The organism is Massilia cellulosiltytica (assembly GCF_047325105.1).
GTDB classification, from domain to species: domain Bacteria; phylum Pseudomonadota; class Gammaproteobacteria; order Burkholderiales; family Burkholderiaceae_D; genus Telluria; species Telluria orientalis.
In genome coordinates this window covers 3,487,340-3,512,313 of the sequence record NZ_CP168562.1, presented here as the reverse complement: position 1 = coordinate 3,512,313, position 24,974 = coordinate 3,487,340, and the positions used below count along the sequence as shown (strand labels likewise).

At 65.4% G+C, this 24,974-nt stretch carries 21 protein-coding genes and 3 tRNA genes; 14 read left to right on the top strand and 10 right to left on the bottom strand.

Features of this window, described 5'->3' with window-relative positions; all coding sequences use genetic code 11:
* Positions 1-74: 74 nt before the first annotated feature.
* A complete protein-coding gene (locus ACEN9H_RS15355; RefSeq protein ID WP_413675452.1) occupies positions 75-1,325 on the top strand; it encodes a TIGR03862 family flavoprotein in 1,251 nt (416 codons plus the stop codon).
* On the opposite strand, the gene ACEN9H_RS15350 is transcribed toward ACEN9H_RS15355, so the two are convergent.
* The 6 genes from ACEN9H_RS15350 to hpnC form a co-directional block, all read right to left on the bottom strand.
* Positions 1,300-2,118 carry a head GIN domain-containing protein gene (locus ACEN9H_RS15350; RefSeq protein WP_413675451.1) on the bottom strand — a complete coding sequence of 273 codons (819 nt, stop codon included), beginning with the start codon at positions 2,116-2,118 and terminating at the stop codon, positions 1,300-1,302. The genes ACEN9H_RS15355 and ACEN9H_RS15350 overlap by 26 nt on opposite strands.
* Before the next feature lie 6 nt (positions 2,119-2,124).
* On the bottom strand, positions 2,125-2,952 hold the full coding sequence (locus ACEN9H_RS15345) for a DUF1700 domain-containing protein (RefSeq protein WP_413675450.1): 828 nt from the start codon (positions 2,950-2,952) through the stop codon (positions 2,125-2,127).
* A gap of 22 nt (positions 2,953-2,974) precedes the next feature.
* Entirely contained in the window at positions 2,975-3,106 is a 132-nt protein-coding gene (locus tag ACEN9H_RS15340; RefSeq protein ID WP_413675449.1) for a hypothetical protein, read from the bottom strand.
* A 258-nt stretch (positions 3,107-3,364) separates the two neighbouring features.
* The gene (gene hpnE, locus ACEN9H_RS15335; protein ID WP_413675448.1) at positions 3,365-4,702 is read right to left on the bottom strand and encodes a hydroxysqualene dehydroxylase HpnE; all 1,338 of its coding nucleotides are present in this window, start codon (positions 4,700-4,702) and stop codon (positions 3,365-3,367) included.
* The gene (hpnD, locus tag ACEN9H_RS15330) at positions 4,689-5,522 is read right to left on the bottom strand and encodes a presqualene diphosphate synthase HpnD (protein WP_413675447.1); all 834 of its coding nucleotides are present in this window, start codon (positions 5,520-5,522) and stop codon (positions 4,689-4,691) included. Before hpnD ends, hpnE begins: the two co-directional genes overlap by 14 nt.
* 51 nt (positions 5,523-5,573) lie before the next feature.
* Positions 5,574-6,383, bottom strand: a complete 810-nt coding sequence (hpnC, locus tag ACEN9H_RS15325; protein ID WP_413675446.1) for a squalene synthase HpnC — start codon at positions 6,381-6,383, stop codon at positions 5,574-5,576.
* A 120-nt stretch (positions 6,384-6,503) separates the two neighbouring features.
* Between hpnC and ACEN9H_RS15320 the strand changes: the two genes are divergently transcribed.
* From ACEN9H_RS15320 to ACEN9H_RS15265, 12 genes are all read left to right on the top strand, one after another.
* Positions 6,504-7,670, top strand: a complete 1,167-nt coding sequence (locus ACEN9H_RS15320; RefSeq protein WP_413675445.1) for an efflux RND transporter periplasmic adaptor subunit — start codon at positions 6,504-6,506, stop codon at positions 7,668-7,670.
* The gene (locus ACEN9H_RS15315) at positions 7,667-10,771 is read left to right on the top strand and encodes an efflux RND transporter permease subunit (RefSeq protein ID WP_413675444.1); all 3,105 of its coding nucleotides are present in this window, start codon (positions 7,667-7,669) and stop codon (positions 10,769-10,771) included. The genes ACEN9H_RS15320 and ACEN9H_RS15315 overlap by 4 nt, the downstream gene beginning before the upstream one ends.
* A gap of 158 nt (positions 10,772-10,929) precedes the next feature.
* Positions 10,930-11,016, top strand: a tRNA-Leu gene (locus ACEN9H_RS15310).
* A 31-nt stretch (positions 11,017-11,047) separates the two neighbouring features.
* Positions 11,048-12,388 (top strand): trigger factor, encoded by a 1,341-nt coding sequence (gene tig / locus ACEN9H_RS15305; protein WP_056129435.1) that lies wholly within the window; start codon positions 11,048-11,050, stop codon positions 12,386-12,388.
* 83 nt (positions 12,389-12,471) lie between these two features.
* Positions 12,472-13,089: an ATP-dependent Clp endopeptidase proteolytic subunit ClpP gene (gene clpP, locus ACEN9H_RS15300; protein WP_166861694.1), complete on the top strand. Its 618-nt coding sequence runs from the start codon at positions 12,472-12,474 to the stop codon at positions 13,087-13,089.
* A 179-nt stretch (positions 13,090-13,268) separates the two neighbouring features.
* Positions 13,269-14,537, top strand: a complete 1,269-nt coding sequence (clpX, locus tag ACEN9H_RS15295; RefSeq protein ID WP_056129433.1) for an ATP-dependent Clp protease ATP-binding subunit ClpX — start codon at positions 13,269-13,271, stop codon at positions 14,535-14,537.
* Between the two features lie 278 nt (positions 14,538-14,815).
* On the top strand, positions 14,816-17,233 hold the full coding sequence (gene lon / locus ACEN9H_RS15290) for an endopeptidase La (RefSeq protein WP_413675443.1): 2,418 nt from the start codon (positions 14,816-14,818) through the stop codon (positions 17,231-17,233).
* A 131-nt stretch (positions 17,234-17,364) separates the two neighbouring features.
* Positions 17,365-17,688: an HU family DNA-binding protein gene (locus ACEN9H_RS15285; RefSeq protein ID WP_160410885.1), complete on the top strand. Its 324-nt coding sequence runs from the start codon at positions 17,365-17,367 to the stop codon at positions 17,686-17,688.
* Between the two features lie 72 nt (positions 17,689-17,760).
* Positions 17,761-17,837 (top strand) — tRNA-Asp (locus ACEN9H_RS15280).
* A 54-nt stretch (positions 17,838-17,891) separates the two neighbouring features.
* Positions 17,892-17,968, top strand: a tRNA-Asp gene (locus tag ACEN9H_RS15275).
* An 83-nt stretch (positions 17,969-18,051) separates the two neighbouring features.
* Positions 18,052-19,965: a SurA N-terminal domain-containing protein gene (locus ACEN9H_RS15270; RefSeq protein WP_413675442.1), complete on the top strand. Its 1,914-nt coding sequence runs from the start codon at positions 18,052-18,054 to the stop codon at positions 19,963-19,965.
* Between the two features lie 102 nt (positions 19,966-20,067).
* The gene (locus tag ACEN9H_RS15265; RefSeq protein WP_413675441.1) at positions 20,068-20,499 is read left to right on the top strand and encodes a GNAT family N-acetyltransferase; all 432 of its coding nucleotides are present in this window, start codon (positions 20,068-20,070) and stop codon (positions 20,497-20,499) included.
* A 1-nt stretch (position 20,500) separates the two neighbouring features.
* Here ACEN9H_RS15265 and cynS read toward each other — a convergent pair whose 3' ends face one another.
* The 3 genes from cynS to ACEN9H_RS15250 are packed head-to-tail and all read right to left on the bottom strand — an operon-like array spanning position 20,501 to position 22,635.
* A complete protein-coding gene (cynS, locus tag ACEN9H_RS15260) occupies positions 20,501-20,944 on the bottom strand; it encodes a cyanase (RefSeq protein ID WP_413675440.1) in 444 nt (147 codons plus the stop codon).
* 57 nt (positions 20,945-21,001) lie between these two features.
* A complete protein-coding gene (gene mnmH / locus ACEN9H_RS15255; RefSeq protein ID WP_413675439.1) occupies positions 21,002-22,054 on the bottom strand; it encodes a tRNA 2-selenouridine(34) synthase MnmH in 1,053 nt (350 codons plus the stop codon).
* Complete coding sequence (locus ACEN9H_RS15250) at positions 22,054-22,635, bottom strand: arylesterase (RefSeq protein ID WP_413675438.1); 582 nt, start codon at positions 22,633-22,635, stop codon at positions 22,054-22,056. The genes mnmH and ACEN9H_RS15250 overlap by 1 nt, the downstream gene beginning before the upstream one ends.
* A gap of 49 nt (positions 22,636-22,684) precedes the next feature.
* Between ACEN9H_RS15250 and ACEN9H_RS15245 the strand changes: the two genes are divergently transcribed.
* Positions 22,685-23,404 (top strand): ABC transporter ATP-binding protein, encoded by a 720-nt coding sequence (locus ACEN9H_RS15245; RefSeq protein ID WP_413343676.1) that lies wholly within the window; start codon positions 22,685-22,687, stop codon positions 23,402-23,404.
* 6 nt (positions 23,405-23,410) lie between these two features.
* Here the strand turns inward: ACEN9H_RS15245 and ACEN9H_RS15240 are convergent, their stop codons facing one another.
* On the bottom strand, positions 23,411-24,907 hold the full coding sequence (locus tag ACEN9H_RS15240; RefSeq protein ID WP_413675437.1) for an NAD(P)H-hydrate dehydratase: 1,497 nt from the start codon (positions 24,905-24,907) through the stop codon (positions 23,411-23,413).
* Positions 24,908-24,974: the final 67 nt, after the last annotated feature.

Sequence of the window (24,974 nt, the reverse complement as noted above, 5' to 3'; positions counted from 1 at the left end):
TTACATCCTTTTTTGGCGCCCGTTCGACTACAATGCTCGCCTCCGCGTTTTCTCGTTTCCCTCCCGCGATCGCCATGTCCCAGCCAATCGAAACCCATTCCCATCGCGCCATCGTCATCGGCGGCGGCCCCGCCGGCCTGATGGCGGCCGAGGTGCTGTCCGCGGGCGGCATCAGCGTCGACGTGTACGATGCGATGCCGTCCGTCGGCCGCAAGTTCCTCCTGGCCGGCAAGGGCGGCATGAACATCACGCATGCGGAACCCCATGACGCGTTCGTCGGCCGCTACGGCGCCCGCGCCGATGCGGTGAAGCCCTGGGTCGAAGCGTTCCCCCCGGCGCAGCTGCGCGAATGGATCCACGGCCTGGGCGTCGATACGTTCGTGGGGACGTCGGGCCGCGTATTCCCGACCGACATGAAGGCCGCGCCGCTGCTGCGCGCGTGGCTGCACCGGCTGCGCGAGGCGGGCGTCGTGTTCCACATGCGCCACCGCTGGACCGGCTGGCGCGACGGCGCCCTCGTATTCGATACGCCCGACGGAGAAGCGACCGTGGAGACGGCGGGCGCCGCGACCGTGCTGGCCCTTGGCGGCGCGAGCTGGGCGCGGCTTGGGTCCGACGGCGCGTGGGTGCCGTTGCTGGCCGCGTGCGGCGTGGACGTGGCGCCCCTCGTGCCGGCCAATTGCGGCTTCGACGCCGACTGGTCGGATCACTTCGCGGCGCGTCACGCCGGCGCGCCGCTGACGACGGTCGCGCTGGCGCTGGCCGGCGGCCCGTTCCGCAAGGGCCAGTTCGTCGTCACCGCGACCGGCATCGAGGGCAGCCTCGTGTACGCGCTGTCGGCGGGCATCCGCGACCGCATCGCACAGGACGGCCAGGCGACCGTGCTGCTGGACCTGTTGCCCGACCACGACCCGCAGCGCGTGCTGGACGAAGTGATGCGCCCGCGCGGCACGCGCTCGATGTCCAGCCATCTGCAGAGCCGCCTGGGCATCAAGGGCGTGAAATCGGGGCTGCTGCACGAGTGCCTGGGCAAGGCCGACTACGCGGACCCCGTGAAGCTGGCGCGGGCGCTGAAGGCGTTGCCGCTCGTGCTGAAACGTCCGCGCCCGATCGTCGAAGCGATCAGCAGCGCGGGCGGCGTGCGCTTCGAGGCGCTCGACGGCGCCATGCTGCGCGGCCTGCCGGGCGTGTTCGTGGCGGGCGAGATGGTCGACTGGGAAGCGCCGACGGGCGGCTACCTGTTGACGGCCTGCTTCGGCAGCGGCCGCGCGGCGGGACGCGCGGCGCTGGACTGGCTGCTCAATCGCGCTTGTCGTCGAAGCTGACCGTCGCGCTGCCTTTGCGGCTGACGGAGCGCTCGTCCGGATTGCCGAAGACGCGCGCCTCGCCGCTGCCGGTCAGGTCCGCATGCAGGCGCTTGCGGGCATACACCGCGCTGTCGCCCGAACCCTCCTGCGCCAGGTCGACCTCGTCGGCGCGCAAGTGGCGCGCATCCAGGTCGCCGGACCCGCGCAACTCCGCATGCAGCGCGCGCGTCGAGCCGACGAGCGTGAGGCGGCCGCTGCCGATGACGGCGGCATCCACCGTGTCGCTCGTGCCGCCCGTCAGCTCCATGTCGCCGCTGCCGTGGATCGCGGCCATGATCTCGCGGTAGCGGCCGTTGAAGCGCATGCTGCCGGAACCATCGAGCGCGACGTCGAGGTGGTCGCCGGCGAAGCCGCTGACGGTGTGCTCGCCGCTGCCGTTGATGCTGAGGGATTCCAGCGACGGCAACGTGACCGTCACTTCGATCGGCGTCCGGTGGCGCAGCAGGATACCGCGCGGGCCGATGTGCAGCATGTCGCCGTCGACGGTCGTGTCGATGTTGGCCAGCAGGCGCTGCTCGCCCCGGACTTCCAGCGCCGGCGTCGGGCCCTGGCGCAGGGTGAGATTGACGGGGCCGGACAGGTCGACCTTGGCAACCGGCTGGGCGAGCGTGCGGTGTTCGGTGGTGAGCAGGCGGCCGCCCGGGTTCGACGGGCCGTTCGTGCCGTGGGCGCGCAGCATGCTGTACGAGACGCCGATCAGCAGGAAGGCGATGAGGAGCAGGGTGAAGCCGACTTTGAGTAGCGCGCGCATGGTGGCTCAGCTCCCCTTGAGCAGGGAACGGTTCATCTGGAGGTAGCGTTTCAGGCCGACGAAGGTATAGCGCGTGATCACGAGGGACAGCAGGAACAGTGCGATCCCGCCCAGCACGAGGCCGAAGCCGAACAGGGTCTGCGTCGTGCGCGATTCCGCGTCCATCTCCGTGCTGATGCGCACCGTGCTGTCCGCGAGCGCCTCGGCGCCGCGCATGGCGCGCGAGCGCTCCAGGCGGCTGCTCCGGTCGGCCCCGGCGTCCGGATCGGCGGGCGGCAGCGGGTCCGCGATCTGCGGCCGCTCCTGGGTGACGTTGATGCCGTGGCTGCCGATCTCGATGCGCATCTGGCGCCCGCGCCCGTCGTCGTCGATGGTGACGAAGCGGCTCGGCCAGTCCAGTACGAGTTCGTTGGCGCCGGCCAGGCCGCTCGCCGTCGTCGCGATGCCGGCCAGGTAGAACGTCAGCGCGCACACGTACAGGGCGAACAGCAGCGCCGAGTAGACCATCGCCGGCACGATCATGAACAGGTTGAAGATGGCCAGGCCGACGGCGGATACGGCGACGCGCAGCACGTTGGCCGGGTTGCGCTTTTCGGCGAACTCGTTCGCCGGGTTCTTCTTCTCGGTGAACGCGTCCAGGTGGGCGCTTGCGCGCAGGGTCATGGCGATCCTGGTCGGATCGTCGAGCTCGCGCGCCACGTCCGGCTCGCCCCGTCCGGCAGCGACGCCGTCGACGAAGCGCTGCTCGTAATAGGCCAGTGTCTTGGCCTGTACGTCGGGTGGCAGGCCGAGCATGGCCCGCTTGAGCGCCTCGAGGTATTCCAGTTTGCCCATCGTTACTCCCGGCAGGGCGGTATTAATTTCGGCCCAGCAATAGCATGGCGTTCAGGGCCGGATCGGGCGCCCCGCCCGCGTGCACAAGGATGAGCGTCGCGGCCGCCACGACGGCCAGCAGGGCAAGGGTACGTACGCCGAGATGGATGTTCATTTGCATTTCCGCCAACACTCGTTTCGATGTTGACACTGTACGGATCCGGGGCGGCGAGTGCTACCGGTGTGCGACAGGCTGCGGATTTGACGGGGCAGGGCGCGCCAGGGCGGGATGACCGGCTGCCCCAGCCCGCTGTTCGCGCGGAGACAGGAATCCAATTTCTTCGGCTCCGGACGCAGAACTTGGAGGGCTGGTGCATCGCGCCTGCCCGCCTGCGCGGGGGCGACGGTTTTGCGGCTGCGGGCGACTGGCGGTTCATCGTCCGACGCCTGTAATGACACCCGCCGCGGCGACCCCGCTGCGCACCGCCGCCTCCAGCGTGGCGGGATAGTCGCACGCGGTGTAGTCGCCCGCCAGCGCGAGGCCCGGCAGGTCGGTGGCGTTGGCCGGCCGGTCGAGGGCGGGCGAACACGCGAACGTGGCGCGCTTTTCCGTGATCACGCGGCTCCACTCGGGAGACGCGAGGCCCGGCTGTCCGAATGCAGTGGCCAACTGGGCGGCGACGCTGGCCGCCAGCGTCTCCGGGCCGATGTCGCCGGCCGGATCCGCGCCGCTGATCACGACGGCCAATAACCCGTCCTGGCCCGGATCGAGCTGGCCGCGGTCGAACACGAACTGGCCCCAGCGGTTGTCGTGCGGGGCATCGGTCAACGCGCAGAACGGCAGCGGCAGGCGGACCCCGGCCGCGTATTGCAGGTACACGGTGGCGATCGGTTCATAGGCCAGCGCATCGAGCCGGGAGACGATGCCGGCGGTGCCGTCGAGAGGCCGCAGCAGCGCCGCCGCCTGCCATGGCGGGGCCGCCAGCACGACGGCGTCGAACGTCTGCACGTCGGCGCCCGCGCGCACGCGCCACGTGCCGCCGTCGGGGCCCAGCGCATCGATGCGGCGGCCCGGGTGCACGGCGGCGCCGCGGCTTTCCAGGTAGCGGCGGGCCGCTTGCGGGAACAGGGCGTCCAGCAGCACGCGCGGAATCAGCATGTCGGACGCGGCCCGTTTTGCGCCCAGGCTGTCGCGCAGCACGGCCAGGAAGACCTGCGCGGACGCGCGTTCCGGCGGCGTGTTCAGCGCGGCGAGGCACAGCGGGCGCCACATCAGGCGATTCAGGCGTTCGGTCTGGTCGTAGCGGACAAGCAGTTCCGCCACGCTGCAATCGTTGTGCAGCTGCCAGCCCATCCAGCGCGCGGTCGTCGTGAAGCGGGCGAGGGCCAGTTTGTCGGCGCGGTCCAGGCCACGGGCGCGCAGCAGGGCGACGAGCATGTGCAGCGGCGCGGGCAGGCGCGGGGCGACGAAGTCCATGCCGTCGGCGCCCGCCGGGTAGCGCATCTGCAGCGGCAGCCGCAACAGCGCCTGTTTCGGGTCGACCCCGACGCGGCGCATCAGGCGCAACGTATCCGCATAGGCGCCCAGCATGATGTGCTGGCCGTTGTCGAGCAGGCGCCCGTTCGTCTCGATCGCGCGGGCGCGGCCGCCCAGGGTGCGCGCCGCTTCGAACAGGGTGACGCCGCAGCCCGCGTCCAGCAGCGCGACGGCCGCCGCGCAGCCGGCCCAGCCGCCGCCGACGATGGCAACCCGCTTGTTATCCGCGGACATACGTCTTCCACGCGAGCCATAGCTTGCGCAGCGGCGTCAGGGAGATCTTCTGGGTGAGGACGTGGAAGCCGTCGCGCTCGATCTCGTCGAGCAAGGTGCGGTAGATGGCGGCCATCATGAGGCCGGGGCGCTGGGCGCGCCGGTCTTCCTTCGGCAGCAGCGCGAACGCGTCGTCGTACAGCTGTTGCGCGCGGGCGGCCTGGAATTTCATCAGCGCTTCGAACTTCTCGCTGTGGCGCGCGTTCAGGAGGTCGGCCGCGGTCACGTTGAACTGCTGGAGTTCGTCGATCGGCAGGTAGATGCGGCCCTTGCGCGCATCCTCGCCCACGTCGCGGATGATGTTCGTGAGCTGGAACGCGAGGCCCAGCGTTTCCGCGTATTTCAGGGTCTGCGGATTGGTCACGCCGAAGATGCTGGCCGACAGGATCCCGACGACGCCGGCCACGTGCCAGCAGTATTTCTTCAGGTTCGGGTAATCGAGGTAGCGCGACTGGTCGAGGTCCATCTCCATGCCGTCGATGATGGCCTGCAGGTGTTCCTGTTTCAGGTCGTACGGCTGGATGTGCGGCTTCAGCGCCAGCATCACCGGATGCGTGGGCGTGCCCGAGTACATCTGCGTGACCTCGTTGCGCCACCATGCGAGCTTGATGCGCGCGACCGACTGGTCGGTGGCGTCGTCGACCGTGTCGTCGACTTCCCGGCAGAACGCGTACAGCGCCGTGATCGCCCGGCGGCGCTCGGGCGGCAGGAACAGGAAGCTGTAGTAGAAGCTGGAGCCGCTTTGCGCGGTCTTTTGTTGGCAGTATTCGTCGGGGGACATAATTAGGTTGTTATTGCGCGGAGCAAGTCCGCTATCTTAGCCGATGAGGCGTCACATACGTAGTGCGCGCCAGCCTACCGTGAGCCAGTCGAGGCGTTTCAGGCGCGGACGGCGCCGGAACACGTCATAATCCACGCGTTCGATCGCTTCCAGGATGCGCAGGCCGCCCTGGACGACCATGCGCAACTCCCAGCCGATGCGGCCCGGCAGGCGCGTGGCCAGCGGCGCGCCTTCCAGCATCAGTGCGCGCGCCCGGTCCACCTCGAAGCGCATCAGTGCGCGCCAGGCGGGGCCCATGCGGCTCTCCTCGATGACGTCCTGGGTCACGCCGAAGCGAACCAGATCGTCCAGGGGCAGATAAATGCGCCCCTTGGCGATGTCGATCGCGACGTCCTGCCAGAAGTTGATCAACTGGAGCGACGTGCAGATGGCGTCGGACTGGCGCAGGCTCGTCGCATCGTCGACGCCGTACAGGCCCAGCATCAGGCGCCCGACCGGATCGGCGGAGCGTCGGCAGTAATCCAGCAGCTGCGGGAAATCCGGGTAGCGCGTCGTGACGACGTCCTGCTTGAAGGCCGAAAGCAGGTCGCGCAGCGGCTGCACGGGCAGCCTGTATTCCGCCAGCACGGCGGCGAGGCGCTGGAACATGGGCTCGGCCGGGGGCGTACCGGCCGCGATGCCGTCCAGCGCCGCCTCGTATGCCTGCAGGGCGGCCAGGCGTTCGGCCGGGCTGGCATCGCCCTCGTCGGCGAGGTCGTCGGCGCTGCGGGCGAACGCATAGATCGCCTCCACCGCAGGCACGAGGCGGCGGGGGAGGAGGATCGACGCGACAGGGAAGTTTTCGTAATGGTCGACGGCCATGCGGCTCTGTAGATTGCTGACTCTAAAGTCATTTACTGGCGATAATTGCATGATTATAATTGCTTGGTTAAATCCACGACAGTGCCTCGCCGTCCCGGCCGGGCCACCATGAGGAAACCAATGCGTGCCATTTCGTTCGCCCTTCCTTTGATCCTGGTCCTGGCCAGCGGCGCATTGACGCTCACCTTGACAGGCTGCTCCCGCAACGATACCCCCGCCGAAGACGTGCGCCCCGTGCGTGCCCTGACGCTCGCGACGGGCACGGTCGGCTCGTCGGCGGCGTTTTCCGGCGACGTCCGCCCCCGTTACGAATCCCGCCTCGGTTTCCGCGTCGGCGGCAAGATCAGCGCCCGCAAGGTGGACGTGGGCACGGTCGTCAAGCGCGGCCAGGTGCTGATGCAGCTCGATCCGCAAGACCTGCGCCTCGGCCAGGCCCAGGCCCAGGCGAACCTGCGCGCGGCGCAAACGACGTACGAGCTGGCGCGCGCCGACCTGAAGCGCTACCAGGACCTGCGCAGCCAGAACTTCGTCAGCCAGGCCGTGCTCGACCAGAAAGTGGCGGCCGCGCGCTCGGCGCAGGCGAACGTGGAGGCGGCCCGCGCCGCGTCGAGCGAGCAGGCCAACCAGACCGGTTACGCGAACCTCGTATCCGACACGGACGGCGTCGTGACGGGCATCGATGCGGAAGTGGGCCAGGTCGTGCAGGCCGGCACCCCCGTCGTGCGCGTGGCGCGGACGGACGAGAAGGAAGTGGTGATCGGCGTGCCGGAAGACCAGGTCGACGAATTGCGCAAGGTGAACGACGTGAAAGTCCGGCTGTGGGCGGATCCGGACCGCAGCATCCCGGGCAAGATCCGCGAAGTGGCGCCGGTGGCCGATCCCGCCACGCGCACGTACACCGTGAAAGTGGCGATCCCGGCGCAGGACGACATCCGCCTCGGCATGACGGCGGTCGTGCAGCTGGCGCACGCGGACACGGGCGCCGCGATCAAGGTGCCGCTGTCCGCGCTGTACCAGAACAAGGGTGCGACGTCGGTGTGGGTGATCGAGAACGGCGCCGTGCACCTCGTGCCCGTGCAGGTGGGCGGCGTGTCCGGCAACGAGGTGGTGCTGGCGGGCGGCGTGAAGGCGGGCCAGACGGTCGTCACGGCGGGCGTGCACCTGCTCAAGCCGGGCCAGAAAGTGAAAGTGCTGACGGCGGACGTCGCGCGCCGCGGCGATGCCGAGGCCGAAGCGGCCGGTGCCCGGGGGGCACCGGTCGGGGGCCCTCAAGAGGTTTCGAAATGAGAGGCTTCAACCTGTCGCGCTGGGCGCTGGAGCACATCCCGCTGACCCGCTACCTGATCGCCGCGCTGCTCATCGGCGGCATCATCAGCTACGGCAAACTGGGCCAGGACGAGGACCCGCCGTTCACCTTCCGCGTGATGGTCATGACCGCGTACTGGCCGGGCGCCACGTCGGTGCAGATGGCCCAGCAGGTGGCCGACAAGCTCGAACAGAAGCTGCAGGAGACGCCGCACATCGACAAGCTGCGCAGCTTTTCCAAGCCGGGCGAGACGACGCTCATCATCGAGTTGAAGGAATCCACGCCGCCGGCGGAGGTGCAGGGCGTCTGGTACCAGGTACGCAAGAAGGTCGGCGACATCGCGGGGACCCTGCCGCCCGGCGTGATCGGACCGTTCTTCAACGACGAATTCGGCGACACGTACGGCTCCATCTTCGCGCTGTCCGGCGACGGTTTTACCTATGCCGGGATGCGCGACTACGCCGACTTCGTGCGCCAGCAGCTGCTCGCCGTGCCGCTCGTGTCGAAGGTCGAGCAGTTCGGCGTGCAGCAGGAAAAGGTCAACATCCTGTTCTCGCAGCAGAAGTTCGCGCAGCTGGGCATACCGTTCGAGCAGATCGTGAACCAGATCGCCACGCAGAACGGCATCGAATCGGCCGGCGTGCTCGTGACGCCGCTGGAAAACCTGCAGGTGCGCGTGACCGGCGGCCTGAAGACCGCCAAGCAGCTCGAAGACCTGAGCCTGCGCGCCGGGAACACGACCTTCCGCCTCGGCGATTTCGCCAGGGTCGAGCGCGCGTACGAGGATCCGCCGCACGACAAGATGCGCTTCAACGGCAAGGACGTGATCGGCCTGGGCGTGTCGATGGAGAAGGGCGGCAATATCATCGAGTTGGGCAAGGGCCTGGAGCAGACGGTCGAGCGCATCCGCCGTCAACTCCCCGTCGGCATCGAACTGGAGCGCGTGTCGAACCAGCCTGCGGCCGTCACGGCGTCCGTCAGCGAATTCATGCACAGTCTCATCGAGGCCGTCGTCGTCGTGCTGGTCGTGTCGTTCGTCGCGCTGGGTTTGCATACCAGGCCGAAGCTGCGCCTGGACGTACGCCCCGGCCTCGTCGTCGCGCTGACGATTCCGCTGGTGCTGGCGATCACGTTCCTGTTCATGCGCGTGTTCGACATCTCGCTGCACAAGATCTCGCTGGGCGCGCTGATCATCGCCCTGGGCCTGCTCGTGGACGACGCGATCATCGCCGTGGAGATGATGGTGCGCAAGATGGAGGAGGGCATGTCGCGCTTCGACGCGGCCACGTTCGCGTACACGTCGACCGCGTTCCCCATGTTGACCGGCACGCTGATCACGGCGGCCGGCTTTCTGCCGATCGGCCTCGCCAAATCGGCGGCCGGCGAGTACACGTTCTCGATGTTTTCCGTGAACGCGATCGCGCTGCTCGTGTCGTGGGTCGTCGCCGTCACGTTCACGCCCTACATCGGTTTCATCCTCCTGCGGGTGAAGCCCCATGGCGACGGGCACCATGACGTGTTCGACACGCCGATGTACCAGCGCTTCCGCCGTCTCGTCGACCGCTGCGTGGAATGGCGCAAGACGACGATCGTGCTGTCGCTGGCCGTGTTCTTCCTCGGCGTGTTCGGCTTCAAGTTCATCGAGAAGCAGTTCTTCCCGGATTCCAGCCGTCCGGAACTGATGGTCGAGATGTGGGCGCCGGAAGGGACCAGCTTCGCCGTCAACGAGGCGCTGGCCAAGAAGTTCGAAGCCTTCGCCCGCGCGCAGCCGGAAACGGACAGCGTGACGTCGTACATCGGCACGGGCAGCCCGCGCTTCTACTTGCCGCTGGACCAGATCTTCCCGGCGTCGAACGTGTCGCAATTCGTCGTGCTGCCGAAGAACGTGCACCAGCGCGATGCCCTCAAGCGCAAGATCGAAGACAAGTTCAAGTCGGATTTCCCCGAAGTGCGGGGCCGCGTAAAACTGCTGCCGAACGGGCCGCCCGTGCCTTACCCCGTGCAGTTCCAGGTGATGGGGCCGGACATCGGCGTCGTGCGCAAGGTCGCCGACCAGGTCAAGGAGATCATGATCGCCAACCCGAACACGGTGGGCGTGAACGATAACTGGAACGAGTCCGTCAAGGTGCTGCGGCTGGAGCTGGACCAGGACAAGATGCGCGCGTTGGGCGTCACGTCGCAGACCGTGCGCCGCACGATCGCCACCCTCCTTTCCGGGACGACGGTGGGCCAGTTCCGCGAGAGCAACCGCCTGATCGACATCGTGGTGCGCCAGCCGCTGGACGAGCGCTCGAACATGTCCGTGCTCGCCAACACGAACGTGCCGACGCCCTCGGGCAGGGCCGTGCCGCTGTCGCAGCTGGCGCGCATCGAATTCGTGTGGGAGCCGGGTGTCGTGCAGCGCTACGGGCGCGAATGGGCGATCATGGTCCAGTCGGACGTCGTCGAAGGCGTGCAGGGGCCGACCGTGTCCGACCAGGTCAATGCGAAACTGGACGTCCTGCGGGCGAAGCTGCCGGCCGGCTACCGCATCAAGCTGGAAGGCGCGGCCGCGAACAGTTCGACCGCGGAGGAGTCCATCTCGGCGAACGTGCCGCTGGTGCTGTTCATCGTGTTCACGTTGCTGATGCTGCAGTTGCACAGCTTCTCGCGCGCCGTGATGGTGTTCCTGACCGGGCCGCTGGGCATCGCCGGTGCCGCGATGGGGCTGCTGGTGTTCAACGCGCCGTTCGGCTTCGTCGCGAACCTCGGCGTGATCGCGCTGTTCGGCATGGTGGTGCGCAATTCCGTCATCCTCGTCGACCAGATCGAAAAAGACATCGCGGCCGGGCATCCTGCCTGGGAAGCCATTGTGGAAAGCGCCGTGCGGCGGTGCCGACCGATCCTGCTGACGGCGGCCGCGGCGGCGCTGGCGATGATCCCGCTGTCCCGTTCCGTGTTCTGGGGCCCGATGGCGATCGCGATCATGGGCGGATTATTGGTCGCCACGGCGCTCACGCTGTTGTTCCTGCCGGCGCTGTATGCGGCATGGTTCCGGGTAAAGCGGCCCGTGCGCGCGCGGGAGGCGGCTCTAAATCCTTGAAATATCGGGCGATTTAATACGATTTAAAATCTGCCCAATGGTGTCAGAAAATCCAGTAAAATATCGGGTTGAAGTTGTAGCCCCTAGACATTGGATTCAGGGCGGCCGGTTTCATTGTCGGGCGCCCTTTGTTTTTGTGGCAAGATCAGCAATCCTGCGCGAGGATGGCGAAATTGGTAGACGCACCAGGTTTAGGTCCTGACGCCAGCAATGGTGTAGGGGTTCGAGTCCCCTTCCTCGCACCACGAACAATTATTTTTTTGGACGATTTTTACAATGGCAACTGCAGTCGAAAACCTGGGTAAACTCGAGCGTCGCTTGACTCTCTCTTTTCCGCTGAGCGACGTACGTACGGAAGTTGAAAAGCGCCTCAAGAAGCAGGCCAAGACCGCGCGTGCTCCGGGCTTCCGTCCGGGCAAGGTGCCGCTGAAGATGGTGGCGGCCCAGTACGGCTACCAGATCGAATCCGACGTGCTGAACGACAAAGTTGGCCAGGCATTCAACGACGCCGCCAACGAAGCCCAGCTGCGCGTTGCCGGCATGCCGAAAATCGAGCCGAAGCAGGACGCACCGGAAGGCATGCTGGCCTTCGACGCGACCTTCGAAATCTATCCGGAAGTGTCGCTGCCGGGCCTGGAGGGGATCGAGATCGAGACCGTCAAGACCGACGTGACCGACGCCGAGATCGACAAGACCATCGACATCCTGCGCAAGCAGCGCGTGCACTACCACACCAAGGGCGAAGCCGGTGAGCACGGTGACGGCGGCGAGCCGGTCGCAGCGAACGGCGACCGCGTGACCGTCGACTTCGTCGGCGTGATCGACGGCGTCGAATTCCCGGGCGGCAAAGCCGAAGACTATGCATTCGTGCTGGGCGAAGGCCGCATGCTGCCGGAATTCGAAGCCGCGACCGTCGGCCTGAAAGTGGGCGAGTCGAAGACCTTCCCGCTGGCATTCCCGGAAGACTACCATGGCAAGGACGTGGCCGGTAAAACCGCCGAGTTCACCATCACGCTGAAGAAGCTGGAATGGGCGCACCTGCCGGAAGTCGACGCCGAGTTCGCCAAGACGCTGGGCATCGAAGACGGCAGCATCGAGAAGATGCGCGAAGACATCAAGGTCAACCTGGAGCGTGAAGTCAACGCCCGCATCAAGGCCCGCAACAAGGAAGCCGTGATGGACGCCCTGGTCAAGCACACCGAAATGGACGTGCCGAAGGTCATGATCGAGCAGGATTCGCAGCGCCTGGCCGAGCAGACCCGCCAGGACATGGCCCAGCGCGGCATGGACGTGCAGAGCCTGCCGTTCCCGGCCGACCTGTTCGCCACCAAGGCCGAGCGCCGCGTGCGCCTGGGCCTGATCCTGTCGCAGCTGGTCTCGGAAAACAACCTGCAAGCGACGCAAGAGCAGGTGAAGGCCCAGATCGAAGACTTCTCGCAGAGCTACGAAGATCCGAAGGAAGTCCTGAAGTACTACTACAGCGACCGTCGCCGCCTGGGCGAAGTGGAAGCTCTTGTATTGGAAGAAAACGTCGTTAACTATGTGCTCGGCAAGGCAAAGGTGACGACCAAGGACATCGCCTTTGACGAACTGATGGGAAGCGCTGCTCAGGCTTAACTTCCTTGATGAAGCCGTACGACATTCTCCTGAGAAATCTGAGATAGTGCGGCTTCGTAACTTTTACAAAGGAATTGACAGGTATGAATCGTAATCCGGCATTGGATACCCAAGCCCTCGGCCTCGTGCCGATGGTGATCGAGCAGAGCGGCCGCGGCGAGCGTGCCTACGACATCTACTCGCGCCTGCTGAAGGAGCGCGTGATTTTCCTGGTCGGTCCTGTCAACGACCAGATGGCCAACCTCATCGTGGCCCAGCTGCTGTTCCTGGAAAGCGAGAATCCGGACAAGGACATCTCGCTGTACATCAACTCGCCGGGTGGTTCCGTGTCGGCCGGCCTCGCCATCTTCGACACGATGAACTTCATCAAACCCGACGTGTCGACCTTGTGCACCGGCCTGGCCGCCTCGATGGGCGCGTTCCTGCTGGCCGCCGGCGCCAAGGGCAAGCGCTTCTCGCTGCCGAACTCGCGTGTCATGATCCACCAGCCGTCCGGTGGCTCGCAAGGCATGGCGTCGGACATCGAGATCCAGGCCAAGGAAATCCTGTACCTGCGCGAACGCCTGGCCCGCATCATGGCGGACAACACCGGCCAGACGATCGAACAGATCCACAAGGATACCGATCGCGACCGTTTCATGTCGAGCGAAGAGGCCGTGGAATATGGCCTCATCGACAAGGTTCTGACGAACCGCGGCTGAGGTTAAACCGCGCGGTTTTCGAGATCGCGTGGTGCTCTCGACAACTGTTGCTCAAATACGCCCGGACGCGACAGCGCTTCGGGCGTTTTGTTTTCAAATCGGGTAGCATGGTGTCGTGCGCACTTGTTGCGCCCTCGTATTAGCGTTATATTCATAGCAATTCAACTGAAACCTGCCCCATGTCAGACAAAAAATCCTCTAGCGGCGAAAAACTCCTGTACTGCTCGTTCTGCGGCAAGAGCCAGCACGAGGTCAAGAAGCTCATCGCAGGACCTTCGGTCTTCATCTGCGACGAGTGCATCGACCTGTGCAATGACATCATCCGCGACGAGACCTCGAACGTCGAATCGGTGGCGGGCGCCAAGTCCGACCTGCCGACTCCGCACGAGATCGCCGAACTGCTCGATCAATATGTCATCGGCCAGCAGACGGCGAAGCGCATCCTGTCGGTGGCGGTCTACAACCATTACAAGCGCCTGAAGCACCTGGGCAAGAAGGACGACGTCGAGCTGGCCAAGAGCAATATCCTGCTGGTCGGCCCCACCGGTTCTGGCAAGACCCTGCTGGCCCAGACCCTGGCGCGCATGCTGAATGTCCCGTTCGTGATCGCCGACGCGACCACGCTGACGGAAGCCGGCTATGTCGGCGAGGACGTCGAGAACATCATCCAGAAGCTGCTGCAGAGCTGCAACTACGAAGTCGAGAAAGCCCAGCGCGGCATCGTCTACATCGACGAGATCGACAAGATTTCGCGCAAGTCCGACAACCCGTCCATCACCCGCGACGTGTCGGGCGAGGGCGTGCAGCAGGCGCTGCTGAAGCTGATCGAAGGCACGATGGCGTCGGTGCCCCCGCAGGGCGGCCGCAAGCATCCGAACCAGGATTTCGTGCAGATCGACACGACGAACATCATGTTCATCTGCGGCGGCGCATTCGACGGCCTGGACAAGATCATCCAGAACCGTTCGGAAAAGAGCGGCATCGGCTTCGCGGCCAGTGTCAAGAGCCAGACGCAGCGTTCCGTCAGCGACATCCTGCTGGAAGCGGAGCCGGAAGACCTGATCAAGTTTGGCCTGATTCCGGAACTTGTTGGCCGTCTGCCTGTCGTAGCTACCCTGAGCGAGCTCACGGAAGAGGCTTTGATCCAGATCCTGGTCGAGCCGAAAAACGCCCTCATCAAGCAGTATTCGAAACTGCTGGATATGGAAGGCGCCGAACTGGAAATCCGCCCGGCGGCCCTGCACGCGATTGCCAAGAAGGCATTGGCGCGCAAGACCGGCGCACGTGGCCTCCGTTCGATCCTGGAGCACGCTCTGCTCGACGTAATGTATGAATTGCCGAGCCAGCAAAATGTCGTGAAAGTCGTTATCGATGAAAATACGATCACGAATGGCGCGAAACCTTTGCTGATTTACAGCGAATCGCCGAAGGCTGCAGGCGAGAACTGAAAATTTGCTGAAAATTTCCGGGCGCAAACACAACAAAGGTATTGAATCGCTGAGTTGAGACGGTACAATCAATCTCAACAAAAGACGGCTTCAATCGAAAAGCCACTCGCGGCCGATGCTGTGAAGTGGCTTTTTTATTTGAATTCAGGACTTTTGTAGAAACGGCTAGTATTCGTATCAAGTTAAAGTTTTTTTACTTGTAGAAAATATTTCCGGGCCGGTATTGTGTTTCGACAGTGTGCTCCCACATCGTCTACACGCTTTCTATAAGGTATGCCATGACAACTTCCAAATTGACCGAGCAAATGACGCTGCCGCTGCTGCCCCTGCGCGACGTGGTGGTGTTCCCGCATATGGTGATACCGCTGTTCGTCGGCCGCCCGAAATCCATCAAGGCGCTCGAGGCCGCCATGGAACAGGGTAAGAGCATCATGCTCGCAGCCCAAAAGGCCGCTGCCAAGGACGAGCCTTCCGCCGCAGACATCTACGAGATCGGCTGCGTGGCCAATATTCTGCAAATGCTGAAGCTGCCGGACGGCACCGTGAAGGTGCTGGTAGAAGGCGCGCAGCGTGCCCGTATCAATCACATCAACGACGGTCCCAGCCATTTCATCGCTGACTTGACCCCGATCAATTCGGAAATCGGCGACGATTCCGAAGTCGAGGCGATGCGCCGTGCGATCGTCCAGCAGTTCGACCAGTACGTCAAACTGAACAAGAAAATCCCGCCCGAGATCCTGGCTTCGCTGGCCGGTATCGACGACGCCGGCCGCCTGGCTGATACCGTCGCCGCCCACCTGCCGCTGAAACTCGAGCAGAAACAGGTCATCCTGGAAATCTTCAACGTCGCGAAGCGCCTGGAGCATCTGCTCGGCCAACTGGAAGGCGAGCTCGACATCCTGCAGGTCGAAAAGCGCATCCGCGGCCGCGTCAAGCGCCAGATGGAGAAATCGCAGCGCGAGTACTACCTGAACGAACAGGTCAAGGCCATCCAGAAGGAACTGGGCGAGGGCGAAGAGGGCGCCGACATCGAGGAACTCGAGAAGAAAGTCATCGCCGCCAAGATGCCGAAGGAAGCCCTGGACAAGGCCCAGGCCGAGATCAAGAAGCTCAAGCTGATGTCGCCGATGTCGGCCGAAGCCACCGTCGTGCGCAACTATATCGACACGCTGGTGTCGCTGCCGTGGAAAAAGAAATCCAAGGTCACCATCGACCTGGAAAAGGCCCAGGAAGTCCTGGAAGCCGACCACTACGGCCTCGACAAGATCAAGGAACGCATCCTCGAATATCTCGCGGTGCAGCAGCGCGTCGACAAGCTGAAGGCCCCGATCCTGTGCTTCGTCGGTCCTCCGGGCGTCGGCAAGACGTCGCTGGGCGAATCGATCGCCCGCGCGACCAACCGCAAGTACGTCCGCATGGCGCTGGGCGGCGTGCGCGACGAAGCCGAGATCCGCGGCCACCGCCGTACCTATATCGGCTCGATGCCGGGCAAGGTGCTGCAGTCGCTGGCGAAGGTCGGCGTGCGCAACCCGCTGTTCCTGCTCGACGAGATCGACAAGATGGGCGCGGACTTCCGCGGCGACCCGTCGTCGGCCCTGCTCGAAGTGCTGGATCCGGCGCAGAACCACACGTTCTCTGACCATTACGTCGAGGTGGACTTCGACCTGTCGGACGTGATGTTCGTGGCGACGTCGAACTCGTTCAACATCCCGCCGGCCCTGCTGGACCGGATGGAAGTGATCCGCCTGTCGGGTTACACCGAGGACGAGAAGACGAGCATCGCGCAGCGCTACCTGCTGCCGAAGCAGATCAAGGCGAACGGCCTGAAGGATGAAGAGATCAAGGTCGACGAAGCCGCGATCCGCGACATCATCCGCTACTACACCCGCGAAGCCGGTGTGCGTTCGGTCGAGCGCGAAATCTCGAAGATCTGCCGCAAGGTCGTCAAGATGCTGCTGCTCAAGAAGGACAACAAGCGCGTGATCGTGTCGTCGAAGAACCTGGATAAATTCCTGGGTGTTCGCCGCTACGACTTCGGCGTGGCCGAGAAGGAAAACCAGATCGGCCAGGTGTCGGGCCTCGCCTGGACGGAAGTCGGCGGCGACCTGCTGACGATCGAAGCCGTGCAGGTGCCGGGTAAAGGTGCCGTCATCCGTACCGGTACGCTGGGCGACGTGATGAAGGAATCGATCGAAGCGGCCCGCACCGTGGTCCGCAGCCGTGCGGCGCGCCTGGGCATCAAGAACGAGGTGTTCGAGAAGACCGACATCCACGTTCACTTGCCGGAAGGCGCGACGCCGAAGGACGGTCCGTCCGCCGGCATCGGCCTGACGACGGCGCTGGTGTCGGTGTTCACCGGTATCCCGGTCCGTGCCGACGTGGCGATGACGGGCGAGATCACGTTGCGCGGCGAAGTCCTGCCGATCGGCGGCCTGAAGGAAAAGCTGCTGGCGGCCCAGCGCGGCGGCATCAAGACCGTCTTGATCCCCGAGCAGAACGTGAAGGATCTCGCGGACATTCCTGACAACGTCAAGAACAAGCTCGAGATCGTCCCGGTGCGCTGGATCGAGAAAGTGCTGGAAGTGGCACTGGAACGCCAGCCGGAACCGATCGTCGACGTGCCGGCGGTAGCGGCATCCTCGTCGTCGGTGACGACCGCCGCGAGCGACGGCCAGGGCGGCGTCGTCAAGCACTGAGCCTGCTGGGCAGCGTGAAATACGGCACCTTCGGGTGCCGTTTTTTTATGTCGTGCTGTTGCTCGTGCGTTACTTGACACAACGCATTGTCGGCTTGTTTAATACGCCCTTGCGGTTTTTGCCGACCGTCAATCCGACCCGGTCGCGCATGCCGTGTCCAGAACGCACAACGAGGGAAGAAAGTGAACAAAACTGAACTGATCGAAGAAATCGCGAAGTCCGCGGACCTGACCAAAGCTTCTGCGGCGCGCGCCCTCGATGCCATGATCGACGCTGTGACCAACACGCTGAAGAACAACGACAGCGTCACGCTGGTCGGTTTCGGCACGTTCACCGTCGGCGAGCGCGCCGCACGCACGGGCCGCGATCCGCGCACGAAGGAAGCCATCAAGATCAAGGCGGCCAAGGTCCCGAAATTTAAGGCTGGTAAAGCACTGAAAGATGCAGTAAACTAATGCCTCCGCTGCGCTGACACGCAGCAGGACGCTGCTGGATTCCAGTCAGTCGAGTAGCACCCAGTATTTCGTGGAGCGGTAGTTCAGTTGGTTAGAATACCGGCCTGTCACGCCGGGGGTCGCGGGTTCGAGCCCCGTCCGCTCCGCCACGAATCGTAAGCCTTGTCGGGCTTCGATTTTGCGGTTGCGAAATACAAGAATTCGGAGCGGTAGTTCAGTTGGTTAGAATACCGGCCTGTCACGCCGGGGGTCGCGGGTTCGAGCCCCGTCCGCTCCGCCAAGATACTGAAAAAGAGGCGAACCTAGGTTCGCCTTTTTTTTTAAGTTTTTCGATAACGCATTTTCAACCTTGATTGGCTGACCATGTTTGAATTTATCCGTACTCACCAGCGCCTGATGCAGTTCTTCCTGCTGCTGCTGATCGTTCCGTCGTTCGTTTTGGTGGGCGTCAGCAGCTACAACGAACGCGGCAGCAACGATGGTGTGGCGACCGTGGACGGGAAGAAGATCACCCAGCAGGAGTGGGAAGCCGCCCAGCGCCGCCAGCTGGACCAGGCCCGCCAGATGATGGGCGAGCAGTTCGACCAGAAACTGTTCGAGACGCCGGAAGCGAAGCAGGCCGTGCTCGACCAGCTCGTGGCCGAGCGCGCCATCAACGCCGAGATCATCCGCAACCACCTGACGGTGAGCGACGCCGCGCTGCAGAAGGCGATCCTCGGGATCCAGGCATTCCGCAAGGAAGACGGCACGTTCGACATGGACCGCTACAAGGCCGCACTGGCCGCGCAGGGCATGACGCCGGACATGTTCGACCAGCGCATGCGCCACGACCTGGCCGTGCAGCAGCTCGTCGGTTCCGTCCAGCAGACCGCGTTCGCGCCGCGTACCGTCGCCAACCGCCTGTCGGACATCAACGACGAAGAACGCGAAGTGCAGGAGCAGCTGTTCCCGGCCGCGAGCTACGTTGCGCAGGTCAAGGTCACGGATGATATGGTGAAGGCCTATTACGACAAGAACGCGGCGCTGTTCCAGGTGCCGGAATCCGTCAAGGCCGAGTACGTCGTGTTCGATGCGTCCGCCGTCGAGAAGCAGGTCAACGTGTCCGACGCCGACATCGCCGACGCGTACAACAAGAACAAGGCGCGCTTCACCACGCCGGAAAAGCGTACCGCCAGCCACATCCTGATCAACGTGAAGAAGGGCGCCTCGGCCGCCGAGGACGCCGCCGCGAAGGCCAAGGCGCAGGCTGTCCTGGATGAAGTCCGCAAGAACCCGAACGACTTCGCGAAGATCGCCAAGGCGCAATCGCAGGATCCGGGCTCGGCCGAGCTGGGCGGCGACCTGGGCGTCGTGCAGAAGGGCGTGTTCGTCAAGCCCGTCGAAGACGCGATCTACGGCCTGAAGGAAGGCGAAGTCAGCGGTCTCGTCCGTTCGGAATTCGGCTACCACATCATCAAGATCACGAAGATCGTGCCGGAAACCCAGAAGTCGCTGGAAGAGGCGAAGCCGGAAATTCTTGCCGAGCTGAAGAAGGCGAAGATGTCGGCGAAGTACACGGAACTGGCGGAAACTTTCCGCAACACCGTGTACGAGCAGGCGGACAGCCTGAAGCCGGTCGCCGACAAGCTGGGCCTGACGATCCAGACCGCCGAAGGCTTGACCCGTGCGCCGAACCCGGCCCTGGGCGCGTCGCCGGTCAACAATCCGAAATTCCTGGAAGCGATCTTCGGCAGCGACGCGATTAAGAACAAGCGCAACACGGACGCCGTCGAAGTGGCGCCGGGTACGCTGGTCGCAGGCCGCGTCGTGGAATTCAAGCCGGCGACCAAGCGTCCGCTGGCCGACGTCGAAGCCGCCATCCGCCAGCGCGTGACGCAGGAAGAAGCGGCCAAGCTGGCACGCCAGGCCGGCGAAGCGAAACTGGCTGCCGCCAGGGCATCGGGCGATACCGCCGGCTTCGGCGAAGCGAAGATCGTGGCGCGCACGAAGCAGCCGACGATCAACGAAACGGCCGCGGTCGCCGTGCTGAAGGCGGACGCGAGCAAGCTGCCGGCCTATGTCGGCGTCGACATCCCGGGCGTGGGCTATGGCGTGTACCGCATCAACAAGGTGAGCCAGCCGGCCCAGCCGGACGTGGCGCGCCGCAAGCAGGAAGCGGAACAGATCGGCCGCGCCGTCGGCAATGCCGAGACCTATGGCTTCGTCGAAGCGCTGAAACACAAGGCGAAGGCGAAGATCAACGTCAAGCCTGCCGATCTCGGCGCCAAGTCCGAGTAAATCCGGACGCGTCATCGACAGCCCGGCCGCGCGAGCGGACCGGGCTTTTTCTTCGCGGCACCGTTACAATCGCGGTTCGATCGCCAACGCAAGGACGACCCCATGACTGTCACCTGGACCGACACGCTCGACAACGTCGACTGGAACGAACTCTCCGAGCTGTATCGCAAGGCCCCGCTCGGCAACAAGTCGCCGGAACGCCTGAAGACGGTGTTCGGCAACAGCATGTTCCGCCGGTTCGGCTACGAGGACGGCGTGCTGGTCGCGGCCGGACGTGCGCTGGCCGACGGCCTCGACTGTTCCTACATCTGCGACGTGGCGATCCTGCCCAGCCACCAGGGACGCGGCCTGGGGGACGCGCTGATCGCATACCTCGTCGAGTGCTCGCGCGGGCACGCGAAGATCATCCTGTATTCGGTACCCGGCAAGGAGGGGTTCTATGCGCGCTACGGCTTCCGGCGCATGACGACGGCGATGGCCGTGTTCCAGGATCAGGACAAGGCCACCGCGCAGGGCTATCTCGCGCAGGACTGAGTCAATACTGCTTGTACGGCAGGAATTTGCCTGACAGGATCACGTTGACCCGGTCGCCTTTCGGATCGGGCGCGCGCACGATGTCCATGTGGAAGTCGATGGCACTCATGATGCCGTCGCCAAACTCTTCGTGGATCAGTTCCTTGACCGTCGTGCCGTAGACGTTGACGATCTCGTACCAGCGGTAGATCAGCGGATCGGTCGGGACGGCCGTCGGCAGCGAACCCTTGTACGGGACCACCTGCAGCCATTTGCACTCTTCGTCGGTCAGGCCGAAGATGTCGCCGAGGATGGTCGCCTGTTCGGCCGAGGCGGTCATCTGGCCCAGGCACAGCGCGGTCGTCCATTCCTTCGACTGGCCGACCCTGCCGGCCACGTCTTCCCACCTGATGCCTTTGGCTACCTTGGCGCTGACGATTTTCTCGGTGACTTCCATGCGGTTCATCGCGTTCCCCTCGTGTGCGGTTCAGGAGAGAGACACGCAGCAAGAGCCGTGCCAGTCCTAGCCGTGCAGATGCCGCGCGGCCGCGATGAAGTCGTCCTTCGAGATGCCCGGCAAGGTCAGCGTCTCGGCCTGCGGGTAGTGCACGAAATTCCGGTCGATCGAGCGCAGGTAGGCGGGGTCGTAGTGCTCGACGAGCAGCTGGTCCACGAGCGCCGGCATCTGCCCCGTATTGGCCATCTGCTGCCACGTTTCGATGCGCGCGCGGCCGTGCAGTTGCACCAGATGGTCCAGCTGCGCATTCAATGCGCCCGGGTCGGCGCAGAAGTGGTGGTAGTCCTCCATCAGCAGCTGCACCCGAAGGGGACGCTCCAGCTGCAGCGAAATGCAGGGCGCGGCGCGCATGCGTTCCATGACCACTTCCGGCACCCGCAGGTTGCCCACCTTCTTGCTCTCCGATTCCACGAACACGGGCCTGGAAGGATCGAAGCGGCGCAGCTTGTCCCAGATGCGCGTCTCGAACATCTTCTGGCTCGGCTGCGGCTCGCCCGGCAGGTGGCCGAGGACGGAGCCGCGGTGCGCGGCGAGGCGCTCCAGGTCGAGCACCTGCGCGCCGATGGATTCCAGCGTTTCGAGCAGGCGGCTCTTGCCGCTGCCCGTCGTGCCGCAAATGACCCGGAACTCCAGCGCCGGCGGGTTTTCCAGCGCGGCCGCGACGTAGGCGCGATACGCCTTGTAGCCGCCGTCGAGCTGCACGACGGGCCAGCCGATCTTGGCGAAGATCAGGGCCATCGAGCCACTGCGGTTGCCGCCGCGCCAGCAGTAGACGAGCGGCTTCCAGTCCTTCGGCTTGTCGGCGAACAGCGTCTCGATATAGCGCGCGATGTTCTGCGCGACGAGCGGGGCGCCGATCTTCTTCGCCTCGAAGGCGCCGACCTGCTTGTACGTGGTGCCCACGAGGACGCGCTGCGCGTCGTCCAGGGTCGGACAATTGATGGCGCCCGGGATGCGGTCGAGCGCGAACTCGGACTCGCTGCGCGCGTCGATGATGGTGTCGAACTGGTCGAGCATGGGCAGGACGTCGTCGACGCCGAGGACTGCGGGGTATTTCATTATCGTTTGACGAGAGGCGCGAATTGCGGCCAGATGTTGTTGAGGATGGTCGGATGGGCGGTCGCGAGCGGATGCATGCGGTCGGCCTGGAAGTTTGCCGCGTCCTGCGCGACGCCGTCCAGCATGAACGGCACCAGCGGCACTTTGTATGTACCGGCGAGGTCCTTGTACATGCCGGCGAAGCGTTCGGTGTAGGCGCGGCCGTAGTTGGGCGGCATGCGCATGCCGACGAGCAGGACCTTGGCCTTGTTCTGCTGCGCGAGCTGGATCATCGTGCGCAGGTTGTCCGTGGCGGCCGGCACGCTCAGGCCGCGCAGGCCGTCGTTCGCGCCCAGTTCCAGCACGACGACGTCCGGCTTGTGCTGCTGCAGCAGGACGGGCAGGCGGGTGCGGCCGCCGCTCGTCGTCTCGCCGCTGATGCTGGCGTTGACGATGTGCGCGTCGATCTTCTCGGCCTTCAGGCGCTGTTCCAGCAGGGCGACCCAGCCGGTGCCGCGCGCGAGGCCGTATTCGGCGGACAGGCTGTCGCCCACCACGAGCACGGTTTTTGGGGCAGAATAGGCGCTCCCCGCCGCGGTCATGCCAAGCACCGCGACGACAGCAATCGTCCATTTCCTGAGTAAAGCAAGCATGCGTGATATTCCCGAGGCGTCAAAAGGCAGTTCAAGTGTGAGCGGAACGGCAAGGCCGGCCATCGAGGTCCGCGGCCTGTCGAAGCGCGTAGCGGATGCCAGCGGCGAGCTCACGATCCTGCACGAGGTGGATTTTACCGTGCAACCGGCCGAGACGCTCGCCCTCGTCGGCGCTTCCGGCTCCGGCAAGTCCACCTTGCTCGGCCTGCTGGCCGGCCTCGATACGCCATCGTCGGGCCAGGTGCTGCTCGACGGTACGGATATCTTCGCCCTCGACGAGGATGGCCGCGCCGCGTTCCGCAAGGCGAAGCTGGGCTTCGTGTTCCAGTCGTTCCAACTGCTCGCGCACCTGAACGCGGTGGAAAACGTGATGCTGCCGCTGGAATTGCGGGGCGATGCGGACGCGCGCGCAAAAGCCGAGGCGATGCTGGGCCGCGTGGGCCTGTCGAGCCGCCTGCGCCACTATCCGAAGTACCTGTCGGGCGGCGAGCAGCAGCGCGTGGCGCTGGCCCGCGCGTTCGTCACCGAACCGCCGCTGCTGTTCGCGGACGAGCCCACGGGCAGCCTCGATGCCGCCACCGGGGAAGCCGTCATCCAGCTGATGTTCGAACTGAATCGCGAGCGCGGCTCGACCCTCGTCCTCGTCACCCACGATCCCGCGATGGCCGCGCGCTGCGGCCGCACCCTGACGATCGCGGCGGGCCGCCTGGCCGTGTAACGCCGTTCAGGCCAGCGCCGCGTCGGCGACGAGCGCATTCAGCTCGGCGCGGATCGCGCGCGGCAGCTCGCCCGCCGTGAGGCCGATGGGGCCGGCGCCGCCTGCCACGAGCCGGTCGGCCGCCGCGCCGTGCAGCCACGTCGCGGCCAGCGCCGCTTCCCACGCGGACCAGCCCTGGCCCAGCAAGGTGCCGACGAGACCCGCCAGCACGTCGCCCGTGCCGCCCGTGGCAAGGCCCGGATTGCCCGTCGCATTCAGCGCCACATCCCCGTCCGGCCGCGCGATGACGCTGCCCGCGCCTTTCAGCACGACGACGGCATCCAGCCGCTGCGCCAGCTCACGCGCATTCTCCAGCCGGTCGGCCTGCACGATGGCGGCCGTGACGCCGAGCAGGCGCGCGGCTTCCAGCGGGTGCGGCGTGATGACGACTTCGCCGTCGTGCGCGGCCAGGCGCGCGGCCAGGTCCGGGCTCGCCGCGCACAGGTTCAGCGCGTCCGCATCGACCACGAGCGGCCCCGTGCCGTCGATGACTTTCGACAGCAGGTGCGTCGCGCCGGCGGAATCGCCCATGCCGGGACCGGCGACGACGGTGCGGCCGTCGAACACGAAGCCGGCCGCGTCGCGGAACATGATTTCCGGCTGCAGCGGATCGAGGCCCGGCCCCGGATCGACGGCGGCCACGAACACGCGGCCCGCGCCCGCATACAGCGCCGCGCGCGCCGCGAGGATCCCGGCACCCGCCATCCCGCGCGCCCCACCCAGCACGGCGACGTCGCCATAGGTGCCCTTGTGCGAATTGTTGCGGCGTGGCGCGAGGCAGCCCGCGAACAGGGCCGGGGCGTTCAGGCGCGCGTGCGCGGCTTCCGTGTGCAGGCCATGCGTACCGAGGCGGTTGACGTGCACGCGGCCCGCGTGGTCGCAGCCGTCGCCCGTGTGCAGGCCCGGCTTGTCGCCGAGGAAGGTGATGGTATGCGTGGCGCGCACGGCGGCGCCGTCCGGGCCGACGACGCTCCCGGTGTCCGCATCGAGGCCGCTCGGCACGTCCAGCGCGAGCACCGGGCACGCCATGCCGTGCGTCCATTCGACGAACGCGCGCGCCTGCCCCGCGAGCGGGCGCGCGAGGCCGATGCCGAACAGGCCGTCGACGACGAGGCAGCAGCCGTCGCAGTCCGCGACGTCGGACACGAAGCGCGCCCGGCTGGCCTGGGCGCGCGCGAGGGCGTGCCCGGTCTCGGGCGACGGCGCCGCGCCGGCGAGGTGGACGACGTCCACGTTGGCGCCCAGATTGGCCAGGTTCGCGGCCACTTCCAGCGCATCGCCGCCGTTGTTGCCGGGGCCGGCCAGCACGAGGATGCGGCCCGTCGGCAGGCCGCCCAGCACTTCGAGCGCGTACGTGGATGCGGCCTCGCCGGCGCGCCGCATGAGCATGCCGGGCGGGAGCTGCGATTGCGCGGCCTGTTCGATGGCGCGGATCTGCGCGACGCTGTAGAGCGGATTGTCCATGGTGGTTCCAGGCTCGTGAAGATTGCGAAAACTGCATTGTCGCCAAAATCGGCGCCGCGCGCGACTA

What these genes read in the sequence shown, in the direction of transcription:
- mnmH (WP_413675439.1), bottom strand. Translation starts at nt 22,054, where the DNA reads ATGAAATACCCCGCAGTCCTCGGCGTCGACGACGTCCTGCCCATGCTC.
- ACEN9H_RS15270 (WP_413675442.1), top strand. Translation starts at nt 18,052, where the DNA reads ATGTTTGAATTTATCCGTACTCACCAGCGCCTGATGCAGTTCTTCCTG.
- ACEN9H_RS15245 (WP_413343676.1), top strand. Translation starts at nt 22,685, where the DNA reads ATGCGTGATATTCCCGAGGCGTCAAAAGGCAGTTCAAGTGTGAGCGGA.
- ACEN9H_RS15265 (WP_413675441.1), top strand. Translation starts at nt 20,068, where the DNA reads ATGACTGTCACCTGGACCGACACGCTCGACAACGTCGACTGGAACGAA.
- ACEN9H_RS15240 (WP_413675437.1), bottom strand. Translation starts at nt 24,907, where the DNA reads ATGGACAATCCGCTCTACAGCGTCGCGCAGATCCGCGCCATCGAACAG.
- ACEN9H_RS15320 (WP_413675445.1), top strand. Translation starts at nt 6,504, where the DNA reads ATGCGTGCCATTTCGTTCGCCCTTCCTTTGATCCTGGTCCTGGCCAGC.
- ACEN9H_RS15350 (WP_413675451.1), bottom strand. Translation starts at nt 2,118, where the DNA reads ATGCGCGCGCTACTCAAAGTCGGCTTCACCCTGCTCCTCATCGCCTTC.
- ACEN9H_RS15315 (WP_413675444.1), top strand. Translation starts at nt 7,667, where the DNA reads ATGAGAGGCTTCAACCTGTCGCGCTGGGCGCTGGAGCACATCCCGCTG.
- clpP (WP_166861694.1), top strand. Translation starts at nt 12,472, where the DNA reads ATGAATCGTAATCCGGCATTGGATACCCAAGCCCTCGGCCTCGTGCCG.
- tig (WP_056129435.1), top strand. Translation starts at nt 11,048, where the DNA reads ATGGCAACTGCAGTCGAAAACCTGGGTAAACTCGAGCGTCGCTTGACT.
- ACEN9H_RS15345 (WP_413675450.1), bottom strand. Translation starts at nt 2,952, where the DNA reads ATGGGCAAACTGGAATACCTCGAGGCGCTCAAGCGGGCCATGCTCGGC.
- hpnD (WP_413675447.1), bottom strand. Translation starts at nt 5,522, where the DNA reads ATGTCCCCCGACGAATACTGCCAACAAAAGACCGCGCAAAGCGGCTCC.
- ACEN9H_RS15250 (WP_413675438.1), bottom strand. Translation starts at nt 22,635, where the DNA reads ATGACCGCGGCGGGGAGCGCCTATTCTGCCCCAAAAACCGTGCTCGTG.
- ACEN9H_RS15355 (WP_413675452.1), top strand. Translation starts at nt 75, where the DNA reads ATGTCCCAGCCAATCGAAACCCATTCCCATCGCGCCATCGTCATCGGC.
- ACEN9H_RS15340 (WP_413675449.1), bottom strand. Translation starts at nt 3,106, where the DNA reads ATGAACATCCATCTCGGCGTACGTACCCTTGCCCTGCTGGCCGTCGTG.
- hpnC (WP_413675446.1), bottom strand. Translation starts at nt 6,383, where the DNA reads ATGGCCGTCGACCATTACGAAAACTTCCCTGTCGCGTCGATCCTCCTC.
- cynS (WP_413675440.1), bottom strand. Translation starts at nt 20,944, where the DNA reads ATGAACCGCATGGAAGTCACCGAGAAAATCGTCAGCGCCAAGGTAGCC.
- lon (WP_413675443.1), top strand. Translation starts at nt 14,816, where the DNA reads ATGACAACTTCCAAATTGACCGAGCAAATGACGCTGCCGCTGCTGCCC.
- hpnE (WP_413675448.1), bottom strand. Translation starts at nt 4,702, where the DNA reads ATGTCCGCGGATAACAAGCGGGTTGCCATCGTCGGCGGCGGCTGGGCC.
- clpX (WP_056129433.1), top strand. Translation starts at nt 13,269, where the DNA reads ATGTCAGACAAAAAATCCTCTAGCGGCGAAAAACTCCTGTACTGCTCG.